Origin of the sequence: Candidatus Oscillochloris fontis, from assembly GCF_004138135.1 — a bacterium.
GTDB classification, from domain to species: Bacteria; Chloroflexota; Chloroflexia; order Chloroflexales; family Chloroflexaceae; genus Oscillochloris; species Oscillochloris fontis.
Genome location: NZ_RYFD01000005.1, coordinates 105,081 through 125,378, shown reverse-complemented (window position 1 = coordinate 125,378; position 20,298 = coordinate 105,081). Strand labels below are relative to the sequence as shown.

Annotated in this window: 16 protein-coding genes; 9 read left to right on the top strand and 7 right to left on the bottom strand. The window is 59.1% G+C overall.

What is annotated here, in order from left to right; all coding sequences use genetic code 11:
- Positions 1–2 precede the first annotated feature (2 nt).
- A complete protein-coding gene (locus EKD03_RS04055; RefSeq protein ID WP_174842802.1) occupies positions 3–1,394 on the bottom strand; it encodes a GAF domain-containing sensor histidine kinase in 1,392 nt (463 codons plus the stop codon).
- A 207-nt stretch (positions 1,395–1,601) separates the two neighbouring features.
- Between EKD03_RS04055 and EKD03_RS04050 the strand changes: the two genes are divergently transcribed.
- The 7 genes from EKD03_RS04050 (at position 1,602) to EKD03_RS04020 (ending at position 10,049) form a co-directional block, all read left to right on the top strand.
- The gene (locus EKD03_RS04050) at positions 1,602–3,995 is read left to right on the top strand and encodes a hybrid sensor histidine kinase/response regulator (protein ID WP_129627844.1); all 2,394 of its coding nucleotides are present in this window, start codon (positions 1,602–1,604) and stop codon (positions 3,993–3,995) included.
- A gap of 60 nt (positions 3,996–4,055) precedes the next feature.
- Positions 4,056–5,078 (top strand): HD domain-containing phosphohydrolase, encoded by a 1,023-nt coding sequence (locus EKD03_RS04045; RefSeq protein WP_129627842.1) that lies wholly within the window; start codon positions 4,056–4,058, stop codon positions 5,076–5,078.
- Positions 5,079–5,082: 4 nt separating this feature from the next.
- Positions 5,083–5,529, top strand: a complete 447-nt coding sequence (locus EKD03_RS04040) for a DUF6992 family protein (RefSeq protein WP_129627840.1) — start codon at positions 5,083–5,085, stop codon at positions 5,527–5,529.
- Between the two features lie 62 nt (positions 5,530–5,591).
- Positions 5,592–6,674, top strand: a complete 1,083-nt coding sequence (locus EKD03_RS04035) for a class I SAM-dependent methyltransferase (RefSeq protein WP_129627838.1) — start codon at positions 5,592–5,594, stop codon at positions 6,672–6,674.
- Positions 6,652–7,818 carry a GNAT family N-acetyltransferase gene (locus EKD03_RS04030; RefSeq protein ID WP_129627836.1) on the top strand — a complete coding sequence of 389 codons (1,167 nt, stop codon included), beginning with the start codon at positions 6,652–6,654 and terminating at the stop codon, positions 7,816–7,818. Before EKD03_RS04035 ends, EKD03_RS04030 begins: the two co-directional genes overlap by 23 nt.
- Before the next feature lie 6 nt (positions 7,819–7,824).
- Positions 7,825–8,862 carry a glycosyltransferase family 4 protein gene (locus EKD03_RS04025; protein ID WP_129627834.1) on the top strand — a complete coding sequence of 346 codons (1,038 nt, stop codon included), beginning with the start codon at positions 7,825–7,827 and terminating at the stop codon, positions 8,860–8,862.
- A gap of 128 nt (positions 8,863–8,990) precedes the next feature.
- Positions 8,991–10,049, top strand: coding sequence for a methyltransferase domain-containing protein (locus tag EKD03_RS04020; protein WP_129627832.1), 1,059 nt, complete (start codon positions 8,991–8,993; stop codon positions 10,047–10,049).
- A 123-nt stretch (positions 10,050–10,172) separates the two neighbouring features.
- Here EKD03_RS04020 and EKD03_RS04015 read toward each other — a convergent pair whose 3' ends face one another.
- From EKD03_RS04015 to EKD03_RS04000, 4 genes are read right to left on the bottom strand one after another with little or no spacing between them, the layout of a single operon-like run.
- Positions 10,173–11,273, bottom strand: a complete 1,101-nt coding sequence (locus EKD03_RS04015) for a coiled-coil domain-containing protein (RefSeq protein WP_129627830.1) — start codon at positions 11,271–11,273, stop codon at positions 10,173–10,175.
- A 7-nt stretch (positions 11,274–11,280) separates the two neighbouring features.
- Entirely contained in the window at positions 11,281–11,985 is a 705-nt protein-coding gene (gene hisA, locus EKD03_RS04010) for a 1-(5-phosphoribosyl)-5-[(5-phosphoribosylamino)methylideneamino]imidazole-4-carboxamide isomerase (RefSeq protein ID WP_129627828.1), read from the bottom strand.
- 10 nt (positions 11,986–11,995) lie between these two features.
- Complete coding sequence (gene hisH, locus EKD03_RS04005; protein WP_129627826.1) at positions 11,996–12,628, bottom strand: imidazole glycerol phosphate synthase subunit HisH; 633 nt, start codon at positions 12,626–12,628, stop codon at positions 11,996–11,998.
- A 21-nt stretch (positions 12,629–12,649) separates the two neighbouring features.
- Positions 12,650–13,687: a histone deacetylase family protein gene (locus EKD03_RS04000; protein ID WP_129627824.1), complete on the bottom strand. Its 1,038-nt coding sequence runs from the start codon at positions 13,685–13,687 to the stop codon at positions 12,650–12,652.
- 245 nt (positions 13,688–13,932) lie between these two features.
- On the opposite strand from EKD03_RS04000, the gene EKD03_RS03995 reads away from it, so the two are divergent.
- On the top strand, positions 13,933–14,679 hold the full coding sequence (locus tag EKD03_RS03995; protein ID WP_129627822.1) for a hypothetical protein: 747 nt from the start codon (positions 13,933–13,935) through the stop codon (positions 14,677–14,679).
- A 156-nt stretch (positions 14,680–14,835) separates the two neighbouring features.
- Entirely contained in the window at positions 14,836–18,066 is a 3,231-nt protein-coding gene (gene carB, locus EKD03_RS03990; protein ID WP_129627820.1) for a carbamoyl-phosphate synthase large subunit, read from the top strand.
- 123 nt (positions 18,067–18,189) lie between these two features.
- Here the strand turns inward: carB and EKD03_RS03985 are convergent, their stop codons facing one another.
- Both EKD03_RS03985 and EKD03_RS03980 read right to left on the bottom strand, forming a co-directional pair.
- On the bottom strand, positions 18,190–19,053 hold the full coding sequence (locus EKD03_RS03985) for a fumarylacetoacetate hydrolase family protein (RefSeq protein ID WP_129627818.1): 864 nt from the start codon (positions 19,051–19,053) through the stop codon (positions 18,190–18,192).
- A 17-nt stretch (positions 19,054–19,070) separates the two neighbouring features.
- Positions 19,071–20,183, bottom strand: a complete 1,113-nt coding sequence (locus EKD03_RS03980; RefSeq protein ID WP_129627816.1) for a site-2 protease family protein — start codon at positions 20,181–20,183, stop codon at positions 19,071–19,073.
- Positions 20,184–20,298 lie beyond the last annotated feature (115 nt).

The following is a 20,298-nucleotide window of genomic DNA, read 5'->3' as shown; positions in this document are numbered from 1 at the left end:
AGTTACGCCCAGAGCGGCAGCCAGACCCGCAACTCGGTACCCGCACCGGGGCGGGAGATGACCGTCACGCGGCCATCGAGGGCAGCGGCGCGCTCACGCATCTGACGCAGACCAAGGTGGGTACCAGAGCGGCTATCGTTCTCGCCGGGATTGAAACCGAGCCCATCATCGCGCACGATGATCTGGAGTCCCGCATCGATCTGGTGGAGGATAACCGTGACCGTATGCGGCTGGGCATGTTTGGCTGCGTTATTCAACCCCTCCTGCACAAAGCGGAAAGCGGCCAATTCGAGTGCCGGAGAGAGATCGGGCGGCAAGTCGGTCAGATCAAGCTGAAGATCCCAACCTTGCTGATCCGCAAACTCGTCCACAAAGCGGCGCATTGCCCCACTAAAGCCCAGTTGGCTCAACTCAAACGGACGCAAGGCGAAGATGGCGCGGCGCAGTTCTTCGATCTGACGGCGCAGGTTAGCCTTGAGGTTGCGAAACTCTTCGCTCAGACGCTGCGGATCGTGTTCGAGCCACTCCTCCCAGAGATCGATCCGCATGCGCATAAAGGCGAGGCTCTGCGCGACACCATCGTGGAGGTCGCGGGCAATGCGGGTACGTTCGGCCATAATCGCCTGCTCAAGCACGGCGACACTAGCGATTGAGCGCGCACGGCGACGACTGCCCTGGACGGCCTCGGCCAACTCACCCGCAACTGTAATGAGTAGCGTGGCGCTCTCGGCGCTTAGGCGGTCATCCGCGATCCGCTCATCGGGGAGATGGAGATTGCTCAGGTAGGCTTCGATCCAACCAACAGGCGCATCTTCACCTTCAGCCAGCGGCAGCGTAACAACGGCGGTATGGCGGCTGGGGTTGGTAAAGAGTTGGGGGCTGCCGAGATCGGGGGGGGTGGGCAGCAGACCGAAACTGGCGCGGGCCGTCTGGAGAACCTCGCGGCTCATGCCAACACTACGCATCAGGATCGGGTGGCCCTGCTCATCGTACAAGACGAGCGCAGCGGCAGTGGCCCCGATCAGGCGTGCAGGCAGCGTGATGGCATAGTCGAGCACCTCATCAAGCGTAGCACTCGACGCAATCCGCTGGTTGAGTTCGTAGAGTTGCTCTAGCCGAATCGTCGAGCGGCGCAACTCGCTGAGCATGGCCGTCTCGTTGGTACGGCGGCGATACTCCTGCGAGGCCGCCCAACTCAACACCACCCAGATCGCCCCTCCAGCTAAACCACCCCAGAAGAGCGGATCGAGGGCATCGCGGAGTGGTAATGAAAACGCACCACGGATAAAGAAGGTTTCAACTAAACGAACCAGGGCAAAGACAAGGCCAATCACCGCTGCTAAGGGCCAGCGTAGGCTGCGCAGAACGTGGATGGTATCACGGGGTTCGAGCATTGGTATATACTTCGTGACTGAAAATGTAAGTTCTGGTATTATTTGAACTTCCGGGAAGCTTTCAGCTTCCCGGAAGCTGAGAATAGTATTTTACTGCGTATAGCCGCAGAAGGGATCTGGATCTTACTCCTACAGACTATCATCATGCCACCATGAGGAGTTGTTAGCATCTACGAGGAACTCATCTCAATCAATGAGGTGTTGCAATTGCTGAATAACGAACTGCACCAAGCCCAGAACGAGGCCATGCGCAATGCGGAGCGTCTGCGAGGGGCGATAGAGAGTAGCCTGAATGCCTTCTATCTGCTGGAAAGTGTCCGTGACGCCCAAGGTGCGATCATTGACTTTGTGGTAGTCGAAGTCAATCGGATCGGAGCGCAGCGGTTTCATTTGAGCCGTGAGCAGATGATTGGGCACTCCTTGAGCAAAACCGTACCAAGCAACAAGATCGCCGAAGAGATGATCAGCACCTACCACCAGGTGATCAGCACTGGCCAAGCCGTCACCCAAGAACGACTGACCGACCTCGGCTATGAGTGGCGCTGGTTCCGCCAGCAGATCGTCAAGGTGGGCGATGGGGTGGCGATCACCAGCAGCGACATCACCGAGCAAAAGGCGTTGGAGGATGATCGCACGGCAGAACACCTACGGCTGGAATTGGCGCTTGAGGGGGGCGGGTTGGGTACCTGGGAGTACAACCTGCGCACCAATATCGTCAGCAATGATCAACGTGCCATACCTATTCTTGGCTTGCGTGCCGATGAGCTTGAAGCCAACCCAATCGCATTACAAGATCGGATACATCCTGATGACCGTTCACGTTTAGAAGCGGCGTTACTGGCCTACATGCGGGGTGAGACCAAGAACTTCGAGGTTGAGATACGTACCAATCCCAGCACAGGAGAACCGCGTTGGTTCCTCTGCCGTGGGCGTGCGATTGAATGTGATTCGCAAGGTGATCTGGTTCGCATCGCCGGTACCTATATGGATATTACAGAACGGGTGCTGGTTGAGGCCCAACTGCGAGCGAGTGAGCAACGCTACCAGACCCTCAGTACGATCTCGCCAGTTGGGATCTACCGCGCCAACCGACATGGCTTCTTCACCTACGTCAATCCACGTTGGTGCATGATTGTTGGTATCTCTGCCGAAGCAGGTCTGGGAATGGGCTGGCAGCGCTACATCCATCCCGAAGACTATATGTTGGTGCGTAATTTCTGGAACAAGACGATCAACAATCAACAAGAAAGTCAGATCGAATTCCGGTATTTACGTCCAGATGGTCGGATCTGTTGGGTCATCGCCCAGGTAGTCGCCGAGACTGATCCGAATGGTGTACCAATTGGCTATGTGGGAACCCAAATAGATATTACGCGCCGCATGATCATTGAAGAACGTCTGCGTCAGCAATCGGCATTACTGGAAGAGGCCAACACCAATCTGGCCAAGGCGGCGCGGCTAAAGGATCAGTTCTTAGCCAACATGAGCCACGAACTGCGCACCCCGCTCACCGGGATCATCGGCTTTAGCGAGGCACTGAGCCAAGGATTGTATGGCGATCTCGTGGAAGCCCAGCAGCGTGCGGTGCAGCATATCTTCGATAATGGACAACATCTGCTACGACTGATCAATGACATTCTTGATCTGGCGCGGATTGGATCTGGCCAGGTGGATCTGAAATTGGGGCCGGTGTTCGTTGATGATGCCTGTTGTGAAATTATCGATCTGCTTAGTGCATTGTTCCAAGGTAAGAAACAGCAGTTCACCTATACTCCGCCTGAGGCTGGATTAAGCATTGAGGCCGATATTCTACGTTTACGCCAGATCCTGATCAATCTGCTTGCCAATGCCAGCAAGTTTACGCCCGAAGGTGGCAAGTTGGGGCTAGAGGTTCACTATGAACTATGGCGGAAAGAAGTCCACTTCTGTATCTGGGATCACGGGATTGGTATCGCACCGAACCAACAATACATGCTCTTTCAGCCCTTTGTCCAGCTAGATAACCGTTTAGCCCGTGATCAACCGGGTACCGGGTTGGGCTTAGCCTTGGTGCGCCAGTTGGTAACCCTCCATGGGGGACGCATAGAGGTCGAGAGCCGGTTGGGCGAAGGCAGCCGCTTTAGCGTGATTCTGCCCCAACATACACCGCATGCCCTTATCGAAGCTATTCCCACCCACGTCGAAGAGGCATCGCGTGCCTCCATAACCGAACCGAACCGAACGATCCACATCCTGTTAGCTGAGGACGATCCTTCAGTTGCGGATCTGCTGTTGGAGTATTTGGCCTATCAGGGCTATAGCACCAGTTATGTTGCCAAGGGGAATGAGGTCGTGGAGAACCTCCACACGTTACGCCCACACCTGCTCTTGATTGACATCCAGATGCCGGGGATGAGTGGCCTGGATGTGATTGCCCGTTTACGATCCGATCCCGACCCAGAGATAGCCCAAATACCGATTATCGCCATTACTGCATTGGCGATGGCCGGGGATCGCGAGCGTTGTCTGGCCGCTGGTGCCGATGACTACCTGAGTAAACCGGTGCGCTTGGAGAATCTGGGATCAACGCTTCGGCGTGTACTGCATACAACCCAAGATTGAAGTTTTGGCATAGATATGCTACGCTCAATCAGCATAACATGGTGCCAAAGGAATGATCGCATGGCTGGTGCTTCGATAGTTGTTGCTGATGATGAACCAGTAGCCCGCGAGTTGATCGCGAGTTATTTGGCGCGTGATGGACATCAGATCTATACGGCGACCAACGGACTAGAATGTCTACGGTTAGCACGTAAGATTCTGCCTGACCTGATCCTGCTTGATGTGATGATGCCAACGATGGATGGCTTGGAGACATGTCAGCATATCCGTGCCGACCCACTCCTCGCTGAGGTGCCAGTCTTGATCATCTCGACCCTCGACGACCGCACCTCGCGGCTGAATGGGATCAATGTCGGAGCTGATGATTTCCTCACCAAGCCAATTGACTCGCTCGAATTGCGTGTGCGGGTTCAATCAATTGTGCGCCTCAATCGCTACCGTAAACTACACGAGAGCCGCCGCGAGCTTGAGACGGCCTACGAGGCGCTGCAACAAGCCTATGACACTACCATCCTGGGGTGGTCACGCGCCCTCGATATGCGCGATCAAGAGACCGAGGGGCATAGCCAGCGCGTTACCGAGATGACGGTACACATGGCCCAAGCGCTCGGTCTGCCTGAAAGCGACATTCTACATATCCGGCGCGGAGCGCTGCTGCATGATATTGGGAAGTTGGGCATTCCCGATTCCATCCTGCACAAGCCGGGGCCGCTCACGGCTGAGGAGTGGGTCGTCATGCGACGGCATCCGGTCTATGCCTATGAGTGGCTGGCACCCATCGAGTACCTGCGGCCTGCCCTCGACATCCCCTACTGTCACCACGAAAAGTGGAATGGCAGTGGCTACCCGCAGGGCTTGGCCGGAACGGCCATCCCCCTCGCGGCGCGCATCTTCGCCTTTGCGGATGTGTGGGATGCAATGCGTTCGGATCGCCCTTACCGTAAGGGCATGTCGGTAGCCAAGGTGCGCCAGCATATTGCAGAGATTTCGGGAAGCCATTTTGATCCCGATTTGACGCCGATCTTCCTCGCGTTGCAGGAGGAGATCTACGAATTGACGCCAGAGCCAGATCGGGTAAGATAGACCCATGGATCACAACTTCTTTGTCTACCAGCGCCGCAGCCTGATGCCCTTGCTGCAATGGGGGGTGGGGAGTAGTGTGCTTGGCACGGCACTCACGCTGCTACCCAACGACTACTGGCGTCAGTTTGGTACGCAAGCCTTCACCTGGGGCATGATTGATGCTGTGCTGGCCTTTGCCGGGCGGCGCTCAGCATTGCTCAAGGCGGAGGAGTTTTTTGCAGGTGATATGAGTGAGGTGCAGGAGCATACTCACGCCGAGCAGTTCCACCGCCTGTTGATGCTGAATGCGGGCCTGGATGTGATCTATATCTTGGCCGGAATTGCGCTGGCTCAACGTTATGCCGAATCACCAAAGCGCCGTGGCCTCGGACATGGGGTGGCACTGCAAGGAGCCTTCTTGCTGCTCTTCGATGCTCGACTCGCCCGTGATGTTGATGCGCGCTGGCTCTAATTTTCTTATTGCTCTGTGTGTTACGCTGCGCTGCTGTGCGCGTCGCTCCAGATACATGTATTATGATCACACGTGCCCTGTTGCCCCTACTTCAATGTCCGACCTGCCAGTCGCGCCTGCTCTACCTCGCCGATGATGGCCTCCGTTGTGCCGCATGTGCGACGTGTTACCCGCTCGAAGCTGGTTATATTGACCTGATGCCACGCGGGGCCGACTTTGATTATGTCTCGAAGTATGTCACCGATGAGGCCGAGTTGGCCGAAGAGTTGGATTACCGTGATTTGGCTCCGCCGCTCTTGGCGGCTGGGGTGCGCGACCGCACACTGCGCCGTTTGATGCGCTGGCAGCCAAGTGATGTGGTGCTCGATAATGGCTGTGGCACCGCCAAGCACGCGGTCTGGAATACGCCCTATGTGGGCTTGATGGTCGGTTCTGATCCGGCCACGCTCTTCGCCGATGAGGCGGTGGCGCAGGTGGCACTCACCAAGGCCGATTCGCGCACGCTGCCCTTTGCTGAGGCGAGTTTCGATAAGGCGTTTGCGATTGACATCCTCGAACACTTCCCGATTGATGTGATTGATGACTACTTGCGCGAGACGGCGCGGGTGCTGCGCCCCGGTGGGCGCATGCTGGCCTTCTCGAATACCCGTGAGATGTCGCCCATCCAGCCGATCATCAACATGAGCCGCCGCATCGGGCGGCTCTTTGTGCGCGCCGGGGTCTACGACTTCTCACGCGAGGCGCGCCGCAAATCGGATCACCTCAAGGCGCTGGAGAACTGGGAGGATGTGCTGGCGGCCTTTGAACGCGCCGGGTTGCGCCCGGTGAAGGTAATCTTCTGGAATAGCCTCTTCACGACCTTTGTCGAGCATGTGCTGATGAAGCTGGGCGAAGCCGCGCTGGGGCGTAGCCCGAAGAAGGCCGCCACGCAGCCCGCCGCTGGCCCACAACCCGAAGGGATCGCGAGGGAGATCCGCGCCCGCCGCCGTATGCGCAGCCAACTGCGTCCGGGTAGCCCGGTCTATTATGCGCTGATGGCGATCACGCTGTTGATGGAACTGGATCTCTGGTTGTTCGGCTGGATGCGTTGTGGCAGTTACTTCATTCTGGTTGAGAAACCCCATGGACTATCGCGTTCTGAGTGAAGCCGATCTTAAGCGCTGGCAGGCACTCGAAGATTATGCCTTTCTGAATACGGCCAGCCCGGTGACACCGGAGCAACGACCACGTCTGCGCGGGCTGTGGGTGGCGGGCGAGCAGGTCGCCCAGCTTGAGATCCTCCCCTTGACGCTGGAGACGGGCCACGCGCAGATCGCGGCCTGCGGCTTTGCTTCGGTGGCCACCGCACCCGAAGCGCGGCGCCTCGGTTATGCCGAGGAGTTGTTGCGCCATGCCTGCGCCGAGATGCGCGAGCGCGGGATGGGACTCAACATCCTCTACCCGTTTAAACGTTCCTTCTACGGGCGCTTTGGCTGGGCGACCTTTATGGAGCGGCGCGTCTACCAAGCACCACCGGCCAGTTTTCGTAGCTTCCGCGCCCTGCCAGGCGGCTTCCGGGCCGCCAGCTACGCCCAGATCGCCGACTTCGCCACGATCTATCGCGGGGCGCTGCGCGGGCGCTTCGGCCCCACCGTGCGTGATGAATCCTGGTGGCGGCGCGTCCTGACCGCCCGCGATGGCAGGCCGCACCACGGCTTCATCTGGTACGACCCGCACGGCCAGCCGCGCTCGTTCCTGATCTACCAGATTATTGTCGAGGGGGCCAACCGGCGGCTGGAGTGCCAAGATATTGTCGCGCTTGACCCCCAGGCGCGTTCGCAGCTCTTCCGTTTCTTCGCCAACCACCAGGATCACGTGGGCATGGTGCGCTTCAAGGCTCCCGCTGATGCGCCGGTCAATCTACTCATGCCCGATCCGCTGGAGTGTACAGTGGAACCCCACTTTATGCTGCGCATCCTGGATGTGCCGACAGCGTTAAATGGCTATGGCTTCCCGCGTGATCTCTCTGGCCATGTGCGGATTGGCGTCCATGATGACTGGATCAGCAGCAACCAAGGCGTGTTTGAGTTGGAGATCGCGCATGGCCACGCCCATGCACGGCGCATGCCGGATGACACCCCCGCCGACATCAGTTGTGATGTGCGCGTTCTGGCCCAGATCTACAGCCGCTACATGCGCCCGCGCACGGCGGCAGCCTTTGGGGTGCTCAATGTGAGTAACCGCACCGGGTTGGCTTTTGCTGAACGCGCCTTTGCTGGTTTGGCTCCGTTTAATGCCGACTATTTCTGATACACTATGAGCATTCGTCCACTCTATGTCTCGCCCATGGGCCGGGGCGGGGTTGATTTTGGCATCCAGAACATCGCCCGCTCGGTGCGTGGTGCCGGGCTGCGTCCCGAACTGTTACGACTGCCTGAGATCTACAACTTCGCGCCGTTCCTCATTCCGCGTGGCCTGCCTGCGGGGTGGTGGCGCGGCTTTGATCTGGTGCAGGGTCGCTCGCGGGTGGCCTTCGCCTTCAAGGCGACCGGGCTGCCGGTGGTGACGACAGTGCATCACCTGACCACCGACCCCGATCTGCAACCCTACAGTTCGTTCGCCCAGCGGCTCTTCTACCGCCTCGTCGAATCACGCTACGATGGCCTCTCGGTGGCGCGTGCTGACGCGGTGGTGTGTGTAAGCCGCTTCACCCAGCGCCAAGTTGAACAGACCTACGGGCGGCGCGATAGCACGATCATCTTTGATGGCATTGATACCGATGTGTTTGTGCCGACGCCCAAGATGGTGCGCAGCGATCATGGCCTGCCCCCCGCCCCCGGGCGCATTCGGCTGCTCTTTGTGGGCAACCGCACCCGCCGCAAGGGCTTCGATCTGCTGCCCCGGATTATGGAGCGCCTGCCCGCCGACTATACGCTCTTCTACACCGGCGGTTTCCAAGGTAAGGAGAATGCGCCGCCGCACCCACGCATGGTGCCGATTGGCTCACCGGATCGCGCCGGGTTGGTGGCGGCCTACCAGAGTTGCGACATCCTGCTCTTCCCCTCGCGGCTCGAAGGTTTCGGCATCGCCCCCGCCGAAGCGCTGGCGTGTGGCCGCCCGGTAGTGACCACCAACGCCAGCGCACTGCCCGAAGTGGTAGATGAAGGCCAGAGCGGCTTCTTGGTGGCGCGTGATGATGTGGAGGGCTATGCGGCGCGGGTACGCGAACTGGGCGAAGATGCGGCCTTGCGGCAGCGTTTTGGCGAATATGGGCGCGAGAAGGTCGCGGCCAACTTTGGGTATCAGCAACTCGGCGCGGGCTTCCGGGCGCTCTACAGCCGTCTATTAGGGTAAATCGAAACCTTTGCTTGACGCAAAGGCGCAGAGACGCAAAGGCTTAGATTGGGGTTTCTCTTGAAGGCTTTGCGCCTTGGCGTCTTTGCGTCAAAAAATGGGAAATTTACTTATTGGAGAGATAGTACATGGCCAAGCGACCGATCTACCCAGCCGGACACCCACAGCGGATCGAGGTCATCACCACGGAGGGGCTGGAGTCAGTAGTACGCGACGAGATGCGGCGTTTTGGCCGTGAAGCCCGCCTGGAGCGCGAGGGGCCTGCGGGGGTCATTCCGATGGACTATGTGGGTGAGTGGAAGGCGCTGCTCAATCTGCGTAGTGCCCAATCGGTCTATGTGGTGCGCAGCTTTGCCGTACCGCGACCCAAGGGGCTGCTGGGTGACGAGCATTTCCGGGCTATCGTGGCGCTGATTGATCGGGTACGGCGGATGCATCCTCCGGGAGCCTTTAGCAACCTCTTTCTGAGTGCGGCGGGGGCCGATTCGGCGGTGCTGATGCGGCTGAAGGAAGAACTGTGCCGCGCCACTGGGTTGAGCCTGGGAACCGAGGATGGCGATCTCCTCCTACGGTTGCGCCGGGCGCAGAATGGCGAGGGTTGGGAATTTCTGGTACGCCTCGCGCCGCGCCCGTTGGCCACCCGGCCATGGCGCGTCTGCAACCGTGAAGGAGCGCTGAATGGGGCAGTCGCGCATGCCATGGCGCGCTTGAGTCTGCCTGACCCCACCGACCGCTTCTTGAACATCGGCTGCGGATCGGGGTCGTTGTTGATCGAGCGGCTGCTGATTGGGCCAGCGCGGCGGGCGATAGGCTGCGACATTGACCCGGCGGCCTTGAGTTGCTCCAAGGCCAACGTCGCGGCGGCTGGATTGAGCGAGCGCTGCCAGCTTGAACTGTGGGACGCGACCAAACTCCCGCTCCATAACACAAGTGTGGATGCGATAGTCGCCGATCTACCCTTTGGGCATCTGGTCGGCTCGCACCGCGAGAACCTCGAACTCTACCCCGCGCTGCTGGATGAAACAGCGCGGGTCGCCCGTCCGGGGAGCCACTTTGTGTTACTCTCGCACGAGGTACGCCTGATGGAGCGGCTATTAGCCGAGCGGAACACCTGGAATTTGCACAGCCTCGTGCGGATCAACCTAGGCGGGCTACACCCCAGGATCTTCGTGTTGGAGCGGAGCTAATCCACTCACACGTCTTTTAGACTCCAAAAATTGACGCAAAGACGCAAAGACTTCAATAACCTTTGCGTCTTCGCGCCTTTGCGTCAACAAAGAAGCTCCGCTTACCCATAGCGTGAACAGTTGCTAATCCGCCTCCTCGCCGCCCTTGACCTCCACCTGGGCCGTCTTGATACGCTCATACTGATTCCGCACGCTGGCCAATAGATTGGCCAGCGTATCCATTTCACGCTTCTCAATCTCGACAATACGGGTGATATGCAGTTGTTGTGCCGCTTCCAGGCGTGTCGTAGCGCGTGAGAGGCGCTGCTCAAGTTCGCGCAGCCAGCCATCAATACGCTCCAGCCACGAGGTGAGCTGGCGCATATGTTGTTCGTCCGACTCTTCGAGGGCACTAAACTTCTCATCGGACTGTTGGCGCAGATCCTCAAGGCGCTCCTGGTTCATGAGGAAGCGCTCGGTCGAGATCCGTTCGACGCGCTTAATATCAGCAATAATGTCAGGGAATTTTGCAGCGAGTTCGGTATACTGTTGCGGCAAAGTCTCGGCAAAGAGATCAATATGCTGACGGATCTCATCAAGGCGTTTGATCCGCGAGTCATGTTCCTCAAGAATACCGTGGACATCAGCCACCAACTGCTGCGCCTCAACCGAATTGCGGCGCAGACTCTGCTTTTCGATCTGGAACTCCTCAGAGACTCGGCGCGCCTCTTGAATCGCCACCGTATCGGCTTCACGCAGGCGATCTAATTGGAGCACAAACTGGCGTTGGCGCTCATCCACCTCTTTGATCTGGGCCTGAACAGTGAGGATCTGATGTTCAAGCGCCTCGATACGCCCAAACCAGGCCGTAACAAAGTCACGATCCTGCTTACGCGCCTCAGCCACCTGCTGGATCTGAGCCTGCATTTCGCGGATCGGCTTGACACTCTCATCAATCTTGAGCAGCGCCCCAGCCACCTCACGGCGTAACGCAATCACATCGCGGCGCACCGTATCAGTAGATTGGGTTACCTGTTCCGTATGCTGGTCGAAGAGGCTCTGCACCTGGCCGACCACCGCCTCGGTCTTGCGCACCTGTTCCAAGGCCCAATTGTACTTATTGGTTTGGTCCTTGATCATGCGCCGCAGTTCATCAATCTGGCCTTGCAAGTAGACGATCTGCGACTGACCATGGGCGCGCAGGCGCTCTTCCTCATATTTCGCGGTTAAATCAGGATTTGTCATAGAAGCCTCACGTTAACGCTTGCGCCAGATCAATGGCTCCGGTATAGAGCGCCTTGCCCACAATCGCCCCTTCGACGCCCAGTTCAGCGAGGCGCTTGAGGTGATCGAGGGTGGCGATGCCGCCGCTGGCGATGATTGCTGGGCCAGTGGGACGCAGCAGTTCGCTGATCGCAGCGAAGTTGGGTTCGGTCATCGTCCCATCGCGGCTAATATCGGTATAGATGATACGCTGCACACCCAATTGGGCCATCTGATCTATCAGATCGGTGGCACGCACATTGGCGGTGGTAAGCCAGCCATCAGTCGCAACCAGACCATCACGGGCATCCACCCCAACAATGATCCGTTCGCCAAACTCGGCCACCATCTGGGCCACCAGATCGGCTTGGGCGACGGCGGCGGTACCGAGCACCACCCGCGCAACCCCTAGATCCAGGGTCGCACGAATATCCTCGGCGGTGCGTAGGCCGCCACCGAGTTGAACGGGGATCTTGAGGGCGGCGACAATCGCGTGGATGGCGGGCGTATTGACGGGATGGCCCTGCTTGGCACCATCGAGATCAACCAGATGCAGGCGCGGGGCACCCAGGCTGGCCCAGCGCTGCGCCATTGCCACCGGATCTTCACCATAGACCGTCGCCTGGGCAAAATCGCCCTGGTAGAGCCGCACACAGCGGCCATCTTTCAGATCAATAGCGGGAATAATTTGCATGGAGTCTCACCTACTGTGTGCCAGCGGCAGCGCAGATCTGCACAAAATTGTAGAGCAGTTGAAGGCCCAAACGACCGCTCTTTTCGGGATGGAACTGCACCGCCGCGAGATTATCGCGCATAATCACACTCGGAAAATCGAGGCCATAATCGGTGCGCGCCGCGACCAAGGAGGGATCAACCACATCGCAGTAGAAGGAGTGGACGAAGTAGAAATCGCTGCCACTCGGAATATGCGCAAAGAGCGGATGCTCGGCATAGGCTGGGGTGGGGCGGATCTGATTCCAGCCGATCTGAGGAATCTTACCCGCCGAGTCGGGCAGACGGCGCACCGCCCCCTCGACCAGGCCGAGGCAGGAATGATGGCCGAACTCCTCACTGACGCTGAGCAGCACCTGCATACCGACACAGATCCCCAAGAAGGGCCGCCCAGAGGCGATCACCTTGGGGAGCAGTGGCGCAATGCCAAGATCCTCAAGGCTGCGCATCGTATCGGCGGTTGCGCCGACACCGGGCAGCACCACCGCATCAGCCGCCTCAATGGTAGCGGCATCCTCAGCCACCACCAGATCGGCCCCGACATGGCGCAACGCCCGCACGACACTGGGCAGATTACCGGCACCATAGTTAATCACCGCGATCATAGGTATCTCTATCCTTCAGAATCAATCAGCAAAGAGTGGGTGGCGTTGGCGGATCATCGCGATCTGCGGGCTAGGGTTGGTTCCCGGAGTATGCGGTACGCCGAGTAGATCGGGGCCAGACTCACGCCCAAGGAGCAGGCGTATCGTGGCGATGCTACATGCCCCCAACGCTTCCAGACTATACCCACCCTCCAGAATAAAGGCAATCCGACCCTGGCACAACTCCTTTGCCAGATCGATCAGACAGGAAGTAAGGTGTGTATAGCCAGTTGTCGAGAGTGTCATCGGGCCGAGCGGGTCCTTCCAGTGTGAATCGTAACCTGCCGAAACGAGCAGCAGTTCGGGCCGAAAGCGGCGCAGTGCCGGCGCAACCAACTCTGCAAAAACCTGCGCATAACCCGCATCACCGACCCCAAAGGGCAGAGGAATGTTGAGCGTCGTCCCCGCTGCTGGTCCCGGCGTACCCACTTCAGACATCATACCAGTGCCGGGATAGAAGGGCGATGCGTGGGTGGAAATAAAGAGCACCCGTGGCTCATCGTAGAAAATATCCTGGGTGCCATTGCCATGATGCACGTCATAGTCCACAATTGCAACCCGGCGCAGACCATAGCGATTGAGGGCGTGGCGCGCAGCTACGGCAATATTGTTAATCAGGCAGAAGCCCATCGCCCGATTGGGTGTCGCATGGTGTCCAGGTGGGCGCACCAGTGCAAACGCATTCTTCGGCTGGCGGGCGAGTGCAGCATCAACCGCCCCCACCGCCGCACCGGCGGCATAGACCGCCGCATCCCAACTATCGTAGGTAAGATAGGTATCACCATCTATTTGGCCACCACCAAAACTACTCAGGTGACGAATACGCCAGAGCAGATCGGGGGTATGCACTGCCAACAGCGCCTTCTCTGGAGCCTCGGTTGGGGCCACACTGTGCAAATCATCGGTCAAGCCCGATGTTGCAATCGCCTCCATAATCGCATCAAGGCGATCAGCACACTCCGGATGCCCATACCAGGTATGAGCGGAGAAACGCGCATCACTTAGGATAACGGTACTCATCACAAGCTCCCTGCTTGCATGCGGGTCTCTCTATTGTACTCTATCTTGGCTCAAGACTGGATTTTGAAACTCACGTCCACCTACGGTGGGGGCTTGGGGCTGCGCCCCAAGGACTTTGCACATATCCTGACTCTAAACCCACACACCGTAAACGAAAGTGTTAAAATACAATACAATTGCATTTCTTGTCGCCCGACGCAATGGAGGGCGGGCGAACAAGGAGTGATCCTTGTTGAGGAGGAAGTATGCTCCATCCACTCCGTCGTGTAGCCGCCCCGTTCGCTCTGTCGTTGCTCCTGACTCTGGGTGCTTGTGGAGGCGGCCAAGCCAGTACCCCCAGCGCCACAACCGCGCCAACCGAAGCCCCCACTCGCACCCCACGCCCAACCCGTGAGCCTGCGCCCACAGCGGCACCAGCCCCCACCGCAGCCCCCACCGCAGCCCCCACCGAAGAGCCAACTGAGGTGGTACTCAGCGATCCTGGTGATGGTGAATTGCAGATGGTTGACATTGGACGACTTGAGACCTACGCGCATACCTCAGGGGTCTTCCAAATTGACATCCCGGAGAACTGGGAACTCCAGGACACCAGCAACCCCGACGAACTGATCCTGATCTGGACCGACCCGACCCGCAATGGGGCCGTGATTGTGGACATCTTCGAGGATGAGACAGTCTATAGCGATGAAGATCTGACCACAATCCTCCAAACCTACTTGAAGAACAGCTTCGGCAGCCAGCCGGACTTCTACTACGAAGATCCGACCCCGCAGGCGGATGGCAGCATCCTGATCGTCTGGACCTACATCGCCACTGCCGATAATGGTGTCGAGGCCACCCTGTTGGGGAACACCTTCATTGAGCAGCGCGGCAATAAGGTCTCCCTGCTCAGCACCCTAGTGCCCCAGGCCCAATTTGATGATCTGATTGATAACACTAACGAGATCATCAATACCTACCGTATTGATACCGAGGCATCAATCTCCCAGTAGGGGCGCGTCGCGACGCGCCCCTACGAGACGTATGGGACGCGACCGCATTCCCACCCCAGGGGTATCAAAGGCCACGTGCTATAGCGCGTGGCCTTTGATACCCCTATGGTATAATCCTCGCCGATACGACAAATCCAGCGAGGAGTCACTCTGACAATGCCTAGGCGAACTGACCTCCATACAATCCTTATTCTCGGTTCTGGCCCGATTGTGATTGGCCAGGCGTGCGAGTTCGACTATTCGGGCGCCCAGGCGTGCAAAGCACTGCGCGAAGAAGGCTACCGCGTGGTACTCGTCAACTCGAACCCGGCCACGATTATGACCGATCCGGGTCTCGCTGATGCGACCTATATCGAGCCGCTCACCGTTCCCAGTCTGGAACGCATCATTGCCAAGGAGCGCCCTGATGCGATCCTGCCCACCGTGGGCGGGCAGACGGCGCTTAATCTGGCGGTTGATCTGCACGAGGCCGGGGTGCTGGAACGTTATGCGGTGGAACTGATCGGCGCTTCGGTTCATGCGGTGCGTGTGGCTGAGGATCGCCAACTCTTCAAAGATAAGATGTTGGAGATTGGCCTCAGTGTGGCCCGCAGCGGTACAGCTCATTCGATTGATGAAGCCCTCACGATTGTCGGCGAGACGGGTTTCCCGGCGATTATTCGACCCTCCTTCACCCTCGGTGGCGCGGGCGGCGGGATTGCCTACAATATCGAGGAGTTCCGCGAGATTGTTGAACGTGGCCTCGATGCCTCGCCCGTCACCCAGGTGCTGATCGAAGAGAGTGTTCTGGGTTGGAAAGAGTTTGAGATGGAGGTGATGCGCGACCGGATGGATAACGGCGTGATCATCTGTTCCATCGAGAATATTGACCCCATGGGCGTCCATACCGGCGACTCGATCACGGTTGCGCCCGCCATGACCCTCACCGACCGCGAGTACCAGCAGATGCGCGATCAGTCTATCGCGGTACTGCGTGCGGTTGGTGTCGAGACGGGTGGCTCGAATGTGCAGTTTGCCGTCAATCCCCACGATGGCCGCATCTATGTGATCGAGATGAATCCGCGTGTCTCGCGCTCGTCGGCGTTGGCCTCCAAGGCCACCGGCTTCCCCATCGCCAAGATCGCGGCCAAACTGGCCGTCGGCTATACCCTGGATGAACTGCCCAACGATATTACCCGCGAGACGCCCGCCTCCTTCGAGCCAACCCTCGATTATGTGGTGGTGAAGATCCCGCGCTGGACCTTCGAGAAGTTTGCCCAGGCTGATCAGACGCTCACCACCTCGATGAAGTCGGTGGGTGAGGTGATGGCCATCGGGCGTACCTTCCCCGAAGCCTTCCAGAAGGCGTGGCGCTCGATGGAGCAGGGTCGCATGGGGTGGGGTGCCGATGGCAAAGAGAAGATTGATCCTGACCGGCTGCGCGAGCGGCTGATCACGCCCCACCCGGATCGCTATTTCTACATCCGTTATGCGCTTCAGAGCGGCATGACTGCGGCGCAGGTCTCGGCGCTGACCCATATTGACACCTGGTTTATCGAGCAGTTCGAGCAGATCCTCAACCTCGAAGGCCGCGTGCGCGCCTTTACGCTCGACACGATCCCCGCCGATCTGCTGCGCCAGGCCAAGCGCATGGGTTTCTCCGATGCCCAGTTGGCGCACCTGCTGAACGTGCCTAGCTCCGGCCTCTCGTGGAGCGCCGAGATGACCGTGCGCCAGCGCCGCTTGGATCAAAAGATCACCCCCACCTTCCACCGCGTAGACACTTGCGCCGCCGAGTTCCCGGCCTTCACGCCCTACCTCTATTCAAGCTACGAGACAGAGTGTGAGGCCGAGCCGACCCAGCGCAAGAAGATCATGATCCTCGGTAGTGGCCCCAACCGCATCGGCCAGGGGATCGAGTTTGACTACTGCTGCTGCCATGCCGTCTTTGGCCTGCGTGATATGGGCTACGAGACGATTATGGTCAACTGTAACCCAGAGACGGTCTCGACCGACTACGACACTGCCGACCGGCTCTACTTTGAGCCGCTGACCCTGGAGGATGTCCTCAACATTGTGGATGTTGAGCGCCCCGATGGGGTACTGGTGCAGTTTGGTGGCCAGACGCCGCTCAAGTTAGCGCGGGCGCTCGAAGCGGCTGGCGTACCGATCTGGGGCACGCCACCCGATGCGATTGACCTAGCCGAAGACCGCGACCGTTTCGGGGCGTTGCTGGATCGCCTGGGTATCCCCGCACCAGCCCACGGCAGCGCGAGTTCCTGGGAGGAGGCGCGTGCCGCCGCCGAGCAGATCGGCTACCCGGTGGTGGTGCGCCCCTCCTACGTGCTGGGCGGGCGCGCCATGGCGATTGTCTATGATGAGACCAGCCTAGAGCGCTATATGCGCGAGGCGGTCGCGGCGTCGCCCGAACACCCCATCCTGATTGACCGCTTCCTCGAAGATGCGTTCGAGATGGACGTGGATGCGGTGAGTGACGGCACAACCGTCATCGTCGCCGGGATCATGGAGCAGATCGAGTTGGCCGGGGTGCATAGCGGCGACAGCGCCTGTGTCATCCCGACCTACATGGTAGCCCCGGAGCATGTCGAGACGCTGCGCCGCTACACCGAACAACTGGCGCACGAACTGGGCGTGGTTGGCCTGATGAACATCCAGTACGCCATGAAAGACGGCATCGTCTATGTGCTGGAGGTCAACCCGCGTGCCTCACGCACCACCCCCTTTGTCGCCAAGGCGACCGGGGCACCCTGGGCACAGATCGCGGCCAAGGCGGTGGCGGGCGAGAAGTTAGCCGAGATGGCCATCACCACTAACAGCGCGGGCGAAAGCAAGTACCATGTCAAGGAGGTCGTGCTACCCTGGGCACGCTTCCCCGGTGTAGACACGCTGCTAGGGCCGGAGATGAAGTCTACCGGCGAGGGCATGGGCAGCGGGGCCACCTTTGGCGAAGCCTTCGCCAAGGCCCAGCAGAGCTGTGGCCAGCACCTGCCCATGGGCGGTAGCGCCTTCATCAGCGTGAATGACCGCGACAAGGAGAACCTAGCACCAATCGCCCGCGACCTGACCGCGATGGGCTTTACGCTGCTCGCCACCGGCGGCACCGCCACCTACCTGCGTGGTGCGGGGCTGGAAGTCACCACCATCTACAAGGTGAACGAGGGGCGACCCAACGCGGTAGACTACGTGAAGAACGGGCAGATCGCGCTGATCATCAACACGCCGCTGGGCAAGTCGAGCTTCTTCGACGAAGTCGCCATCCGGCGTGCCGCGATCACCTATGGCATCCCCAGCCTCACCACCCTCTCCGGGGCGGCGGCGGCGGTGCAGGCCATCCGTGCCCTGCGCGATAATGTCTGGACGGTGGAGAGTTTGCAGGATCGGGTGTAGGGTTTCCGCGTGTAGAGACGCAAAATATTGCGTCTCTACACGCAAAATATTGCGGCTCTACACGCAAAATATTGCGTCTCTACACGCAAAATATTGCGTCTCTACACGCAAAATATTGCGGCTCTACGCCACCATCCGATTCCTCAACACCCCAATCCGACTAATCTCCACCTCGATCTGATCGCCCGCCTTCAACCAGACCGGTGGCGTGCGCCCCATACCCACCCCCTCCGGCGTTCCGGTGGCGATGATGTCGCCGGGGCCAAGCGGCATGCCGCGTGAGAGGGTCGTGATCACGGTTGGAATATCGAAGATCATGTCGTGGGTACTCGAATCCTGCATCGTCTCACCATTCAGGCGCATCTGAATGCGTAACGCATGCGGATCAGGGATCTCATCAGCCGTCACGATCCACGGCCCCATCGGTGCGGTACCCTCCAGACTCTTACTAAAGAAGAACTGCTGGTGCTGCATCTGCAAGTCGCGTGCCGACACATCATTAAAAATCGTATAACCAAAGACTGAACGCATAGCATCTTCACGCGCAACATTGCGCGTGGGTCGCCCAATAATAAAGGCCAACTCGGCCTCCCAATCGCGCTTCGCCGACAACTCCGAGAGCATAGGGATGTCGGCCCCTGGGTGGTTCACCGCCGTCACCGACTTGGTGAAGAAGACCGGGTGTTCGGGCAACTTTTCGGGCAAGCCCTTGGCCCGCAGCGACTCGATGGCGTGCGCAGCATAGTTCATGCCCAGGCAGATAATGTTCTGGCGCGGACGCGGAATAGGGGCCAACAAGCGCACCTGAGCCAGTGACGCCCCGCGTTGGGCTGCCGCGACCCGCTGCTGCGCCGCCGAGAGGAGCGCCGGGCCAGATGCAATCAGCGTCAGCATATCGGGCACCAGATCACTCAGATCAACCACCATATCATCGCGCACCGCACCGACCCGCTCAATCGCTCCATCCATATAGGTGACAAGCCGCATAGAAGACGATCCTTCCGCTAAGGCGTACCAATCGTAATCGGCACCGGAATAAAGACCAACACAAAGACCACAAAACCCAACACAGCCAACATCCGCCACGATCCCTCCAGCGGGGAGACCTCGTTCCGCAGGGGGGTGCGTGTGCGCCCCAAGATCGCTACCAGAATAGCCCACAAAAACCAGCCACTCCAGAGGAAACCCATCGCCAGCAGCAACACCGCGATCACCATATTGGCGATCTGCGCGATGCGCGGGCCAAAGAGCGCAAAGAAGATATGTCCGCCATCCAATTGACCGGCGGGAATAAGATTGAGGCCAGTCACGAGCAACCCGGCCCAACCGGCCATAGCGACCGGGTGCAAAAAGACATCCTCGCCACCACCGGGGAGCATGCGCCCAAAGACGAGCAGCTTGAGTGCCGCGTAGAGCAGCGAGTTGCCCTCAGTAAAGTAGGCTTGGTCGGGCATCGCCGCCCGCATCGCGGCGAGGTTATGAACCTCGGAGAGACTCAGGCCGATCAGCAACACCGGGATGGTCACGACCAACCCGGCGAGTGGTCCAGCAATCGCGATGGCGAGCAGCACCCGCCGGTTAGGTACGGGTTCCTTGATCGAGATAAACGCCCCCATCGTGCCCAGAATCCCGGCGGGGAAGGGGATGAAGAAGGGGTAACTAACCGCCACACCAGCGCGACGAGCCACAATATAGTGCCCCAGTTCGTGGGCGAGGAGAATGCCCAACAGCGCCGCACTATAGGCCATTGCGTGGGTCCAGTTGAAGATCACCTGGCCATCCAGTAACTCAAACCCACCCACCTGCATGGTGGTAGCAATCGTCAGGGCAAAGAGCAGCAGCGCCAGCCAAAGCCGCGAGGGCTGCGGGGCGAAGAGGCCGGGAAGGGCTTCGAGCGCCACCCCCTGGCCCTGCTGCTGTAAAAGAGCCGTGTGGCCCAAGGCCGCAAAGCGTGGAGCTACCTGATCATAGGCGTGCTGCGCATCGCCATGCAGGTGTCCGATAAAGCGGGGAACGACCAGATCCCCGCGCTGATCGAGTTGGACATCTTCGATAGACATCACCTCGACTGCGATCATGCGTAGGGCGGCAATCGGTGGATTATGTGATGGGTTCATACGATCATTATAGCCTACTGTTCTTCAAGCCAACAGTATCACAACGCCCTAACCAGTGTATGTGAAGCGCAGAATGATCCGGCTGTAACACACACTGTATGTCAAGCACGTCAAG

Coding starts and splice junctions, on each gene's coding strand:
- EKD03_RS04055 (WP_174842802.1), bottom strand. CDS start 1,394: ATGCTCGAACCCCGTGATACCATCCACGTTCTGCGCAGCCTACGCTGG.
- EKD03_RS04045 (WP_129627842.1), top strand. CDS start 4,056: ATGGCTGGTGCTTCGATAGTTGTTGCTGATGATGAACCAGTAGCCCGC.
- EKD03_RS04040 (WP_129627840.1), top strand. CDS start 5,083: ATGGATCACAACTTCTTTGTCTACCAGCGCCGCAGCCTGATGCCCTTG.
- EKD03_RS04035 (WP_129627838.1), top strand. CDS start 5,592: ATGATCACACGTGCCCTGTTGCCCCTACTTCAATGTCCGACCTGCCAG.
- EKD03_RS04030 (WP_129627836.1), top strand. CDS start 6,652: ATGGACTATCGCGTTCTGAGTGAAGCCGATCTTAAGCGCTGGCAGGCA.
- EKD03_RS04025 (WP_129627834.1), top strand. CDS start 7,825: ATGAGCATTCGTCCACTCTATGTCTCGCCCATGGGCCGGGGCGGGGTT.
- EKD03_RS04020 (WP_129627832.1), top strand. CDS start 8,991: ATGGCCAAGCGACCGATCTACCCAGCCGGACACCCACAGCGGATCGAG.
- EKD03_RS04015 (WP_129627830.1), bottom strand. CDS start 11,273: ATGACAAATCCTGATTTAACCGCGAAATATGAGGAAGAGCGCCTGCGC.
- hisA (WP_129627828.1), bottom strand. CDS start 11,985: ATGCAAATTATTCCCGCTATTGATCTGAAAGATGGCCGCTGTGTGCGG.
- hisH (WP_129627826.1), bottom strand. CDS start 12,628: ATGATCGCGGTGATTAACTATGGTGCCGGTAATCTGCCCAGTGTCGTG.
- EKD03_RS04000 (WP_129627824.1), bottom strand. CDS start 13,687: ATGAGTACCGTTATCCTAAGTGATGCGCGTTTCTCCGCTCATACCTGG.
- EKD03_RS03995 (WP_129627822.1), top strand. CDS start 13,933: ATGCTCCATCCACTCCGTCGTGTAGCCGCCCCGTTCGCTCTGTCGTTG.
- carB (WP_129627820.1), top strand. CDS start 14,836: ATGCCTAGGCGAACTGACCTCCATACAATCCTTATTCTCGGTTCTGGC.
- EKD03_RS03985 (WP_129627818.1), bottom strand. CDS start 19,053: ATGCGGCTTGTCACCTATATGGATGGAGCGATTGAGCGGGTCGGTGCG.
- EKD03_RS03980 (WP_129627816.1), bottom strand. CDS start 20,183: ATGAACCCATCACATAATCCACCGATTGCCGCCCTACGCATGATCGCA.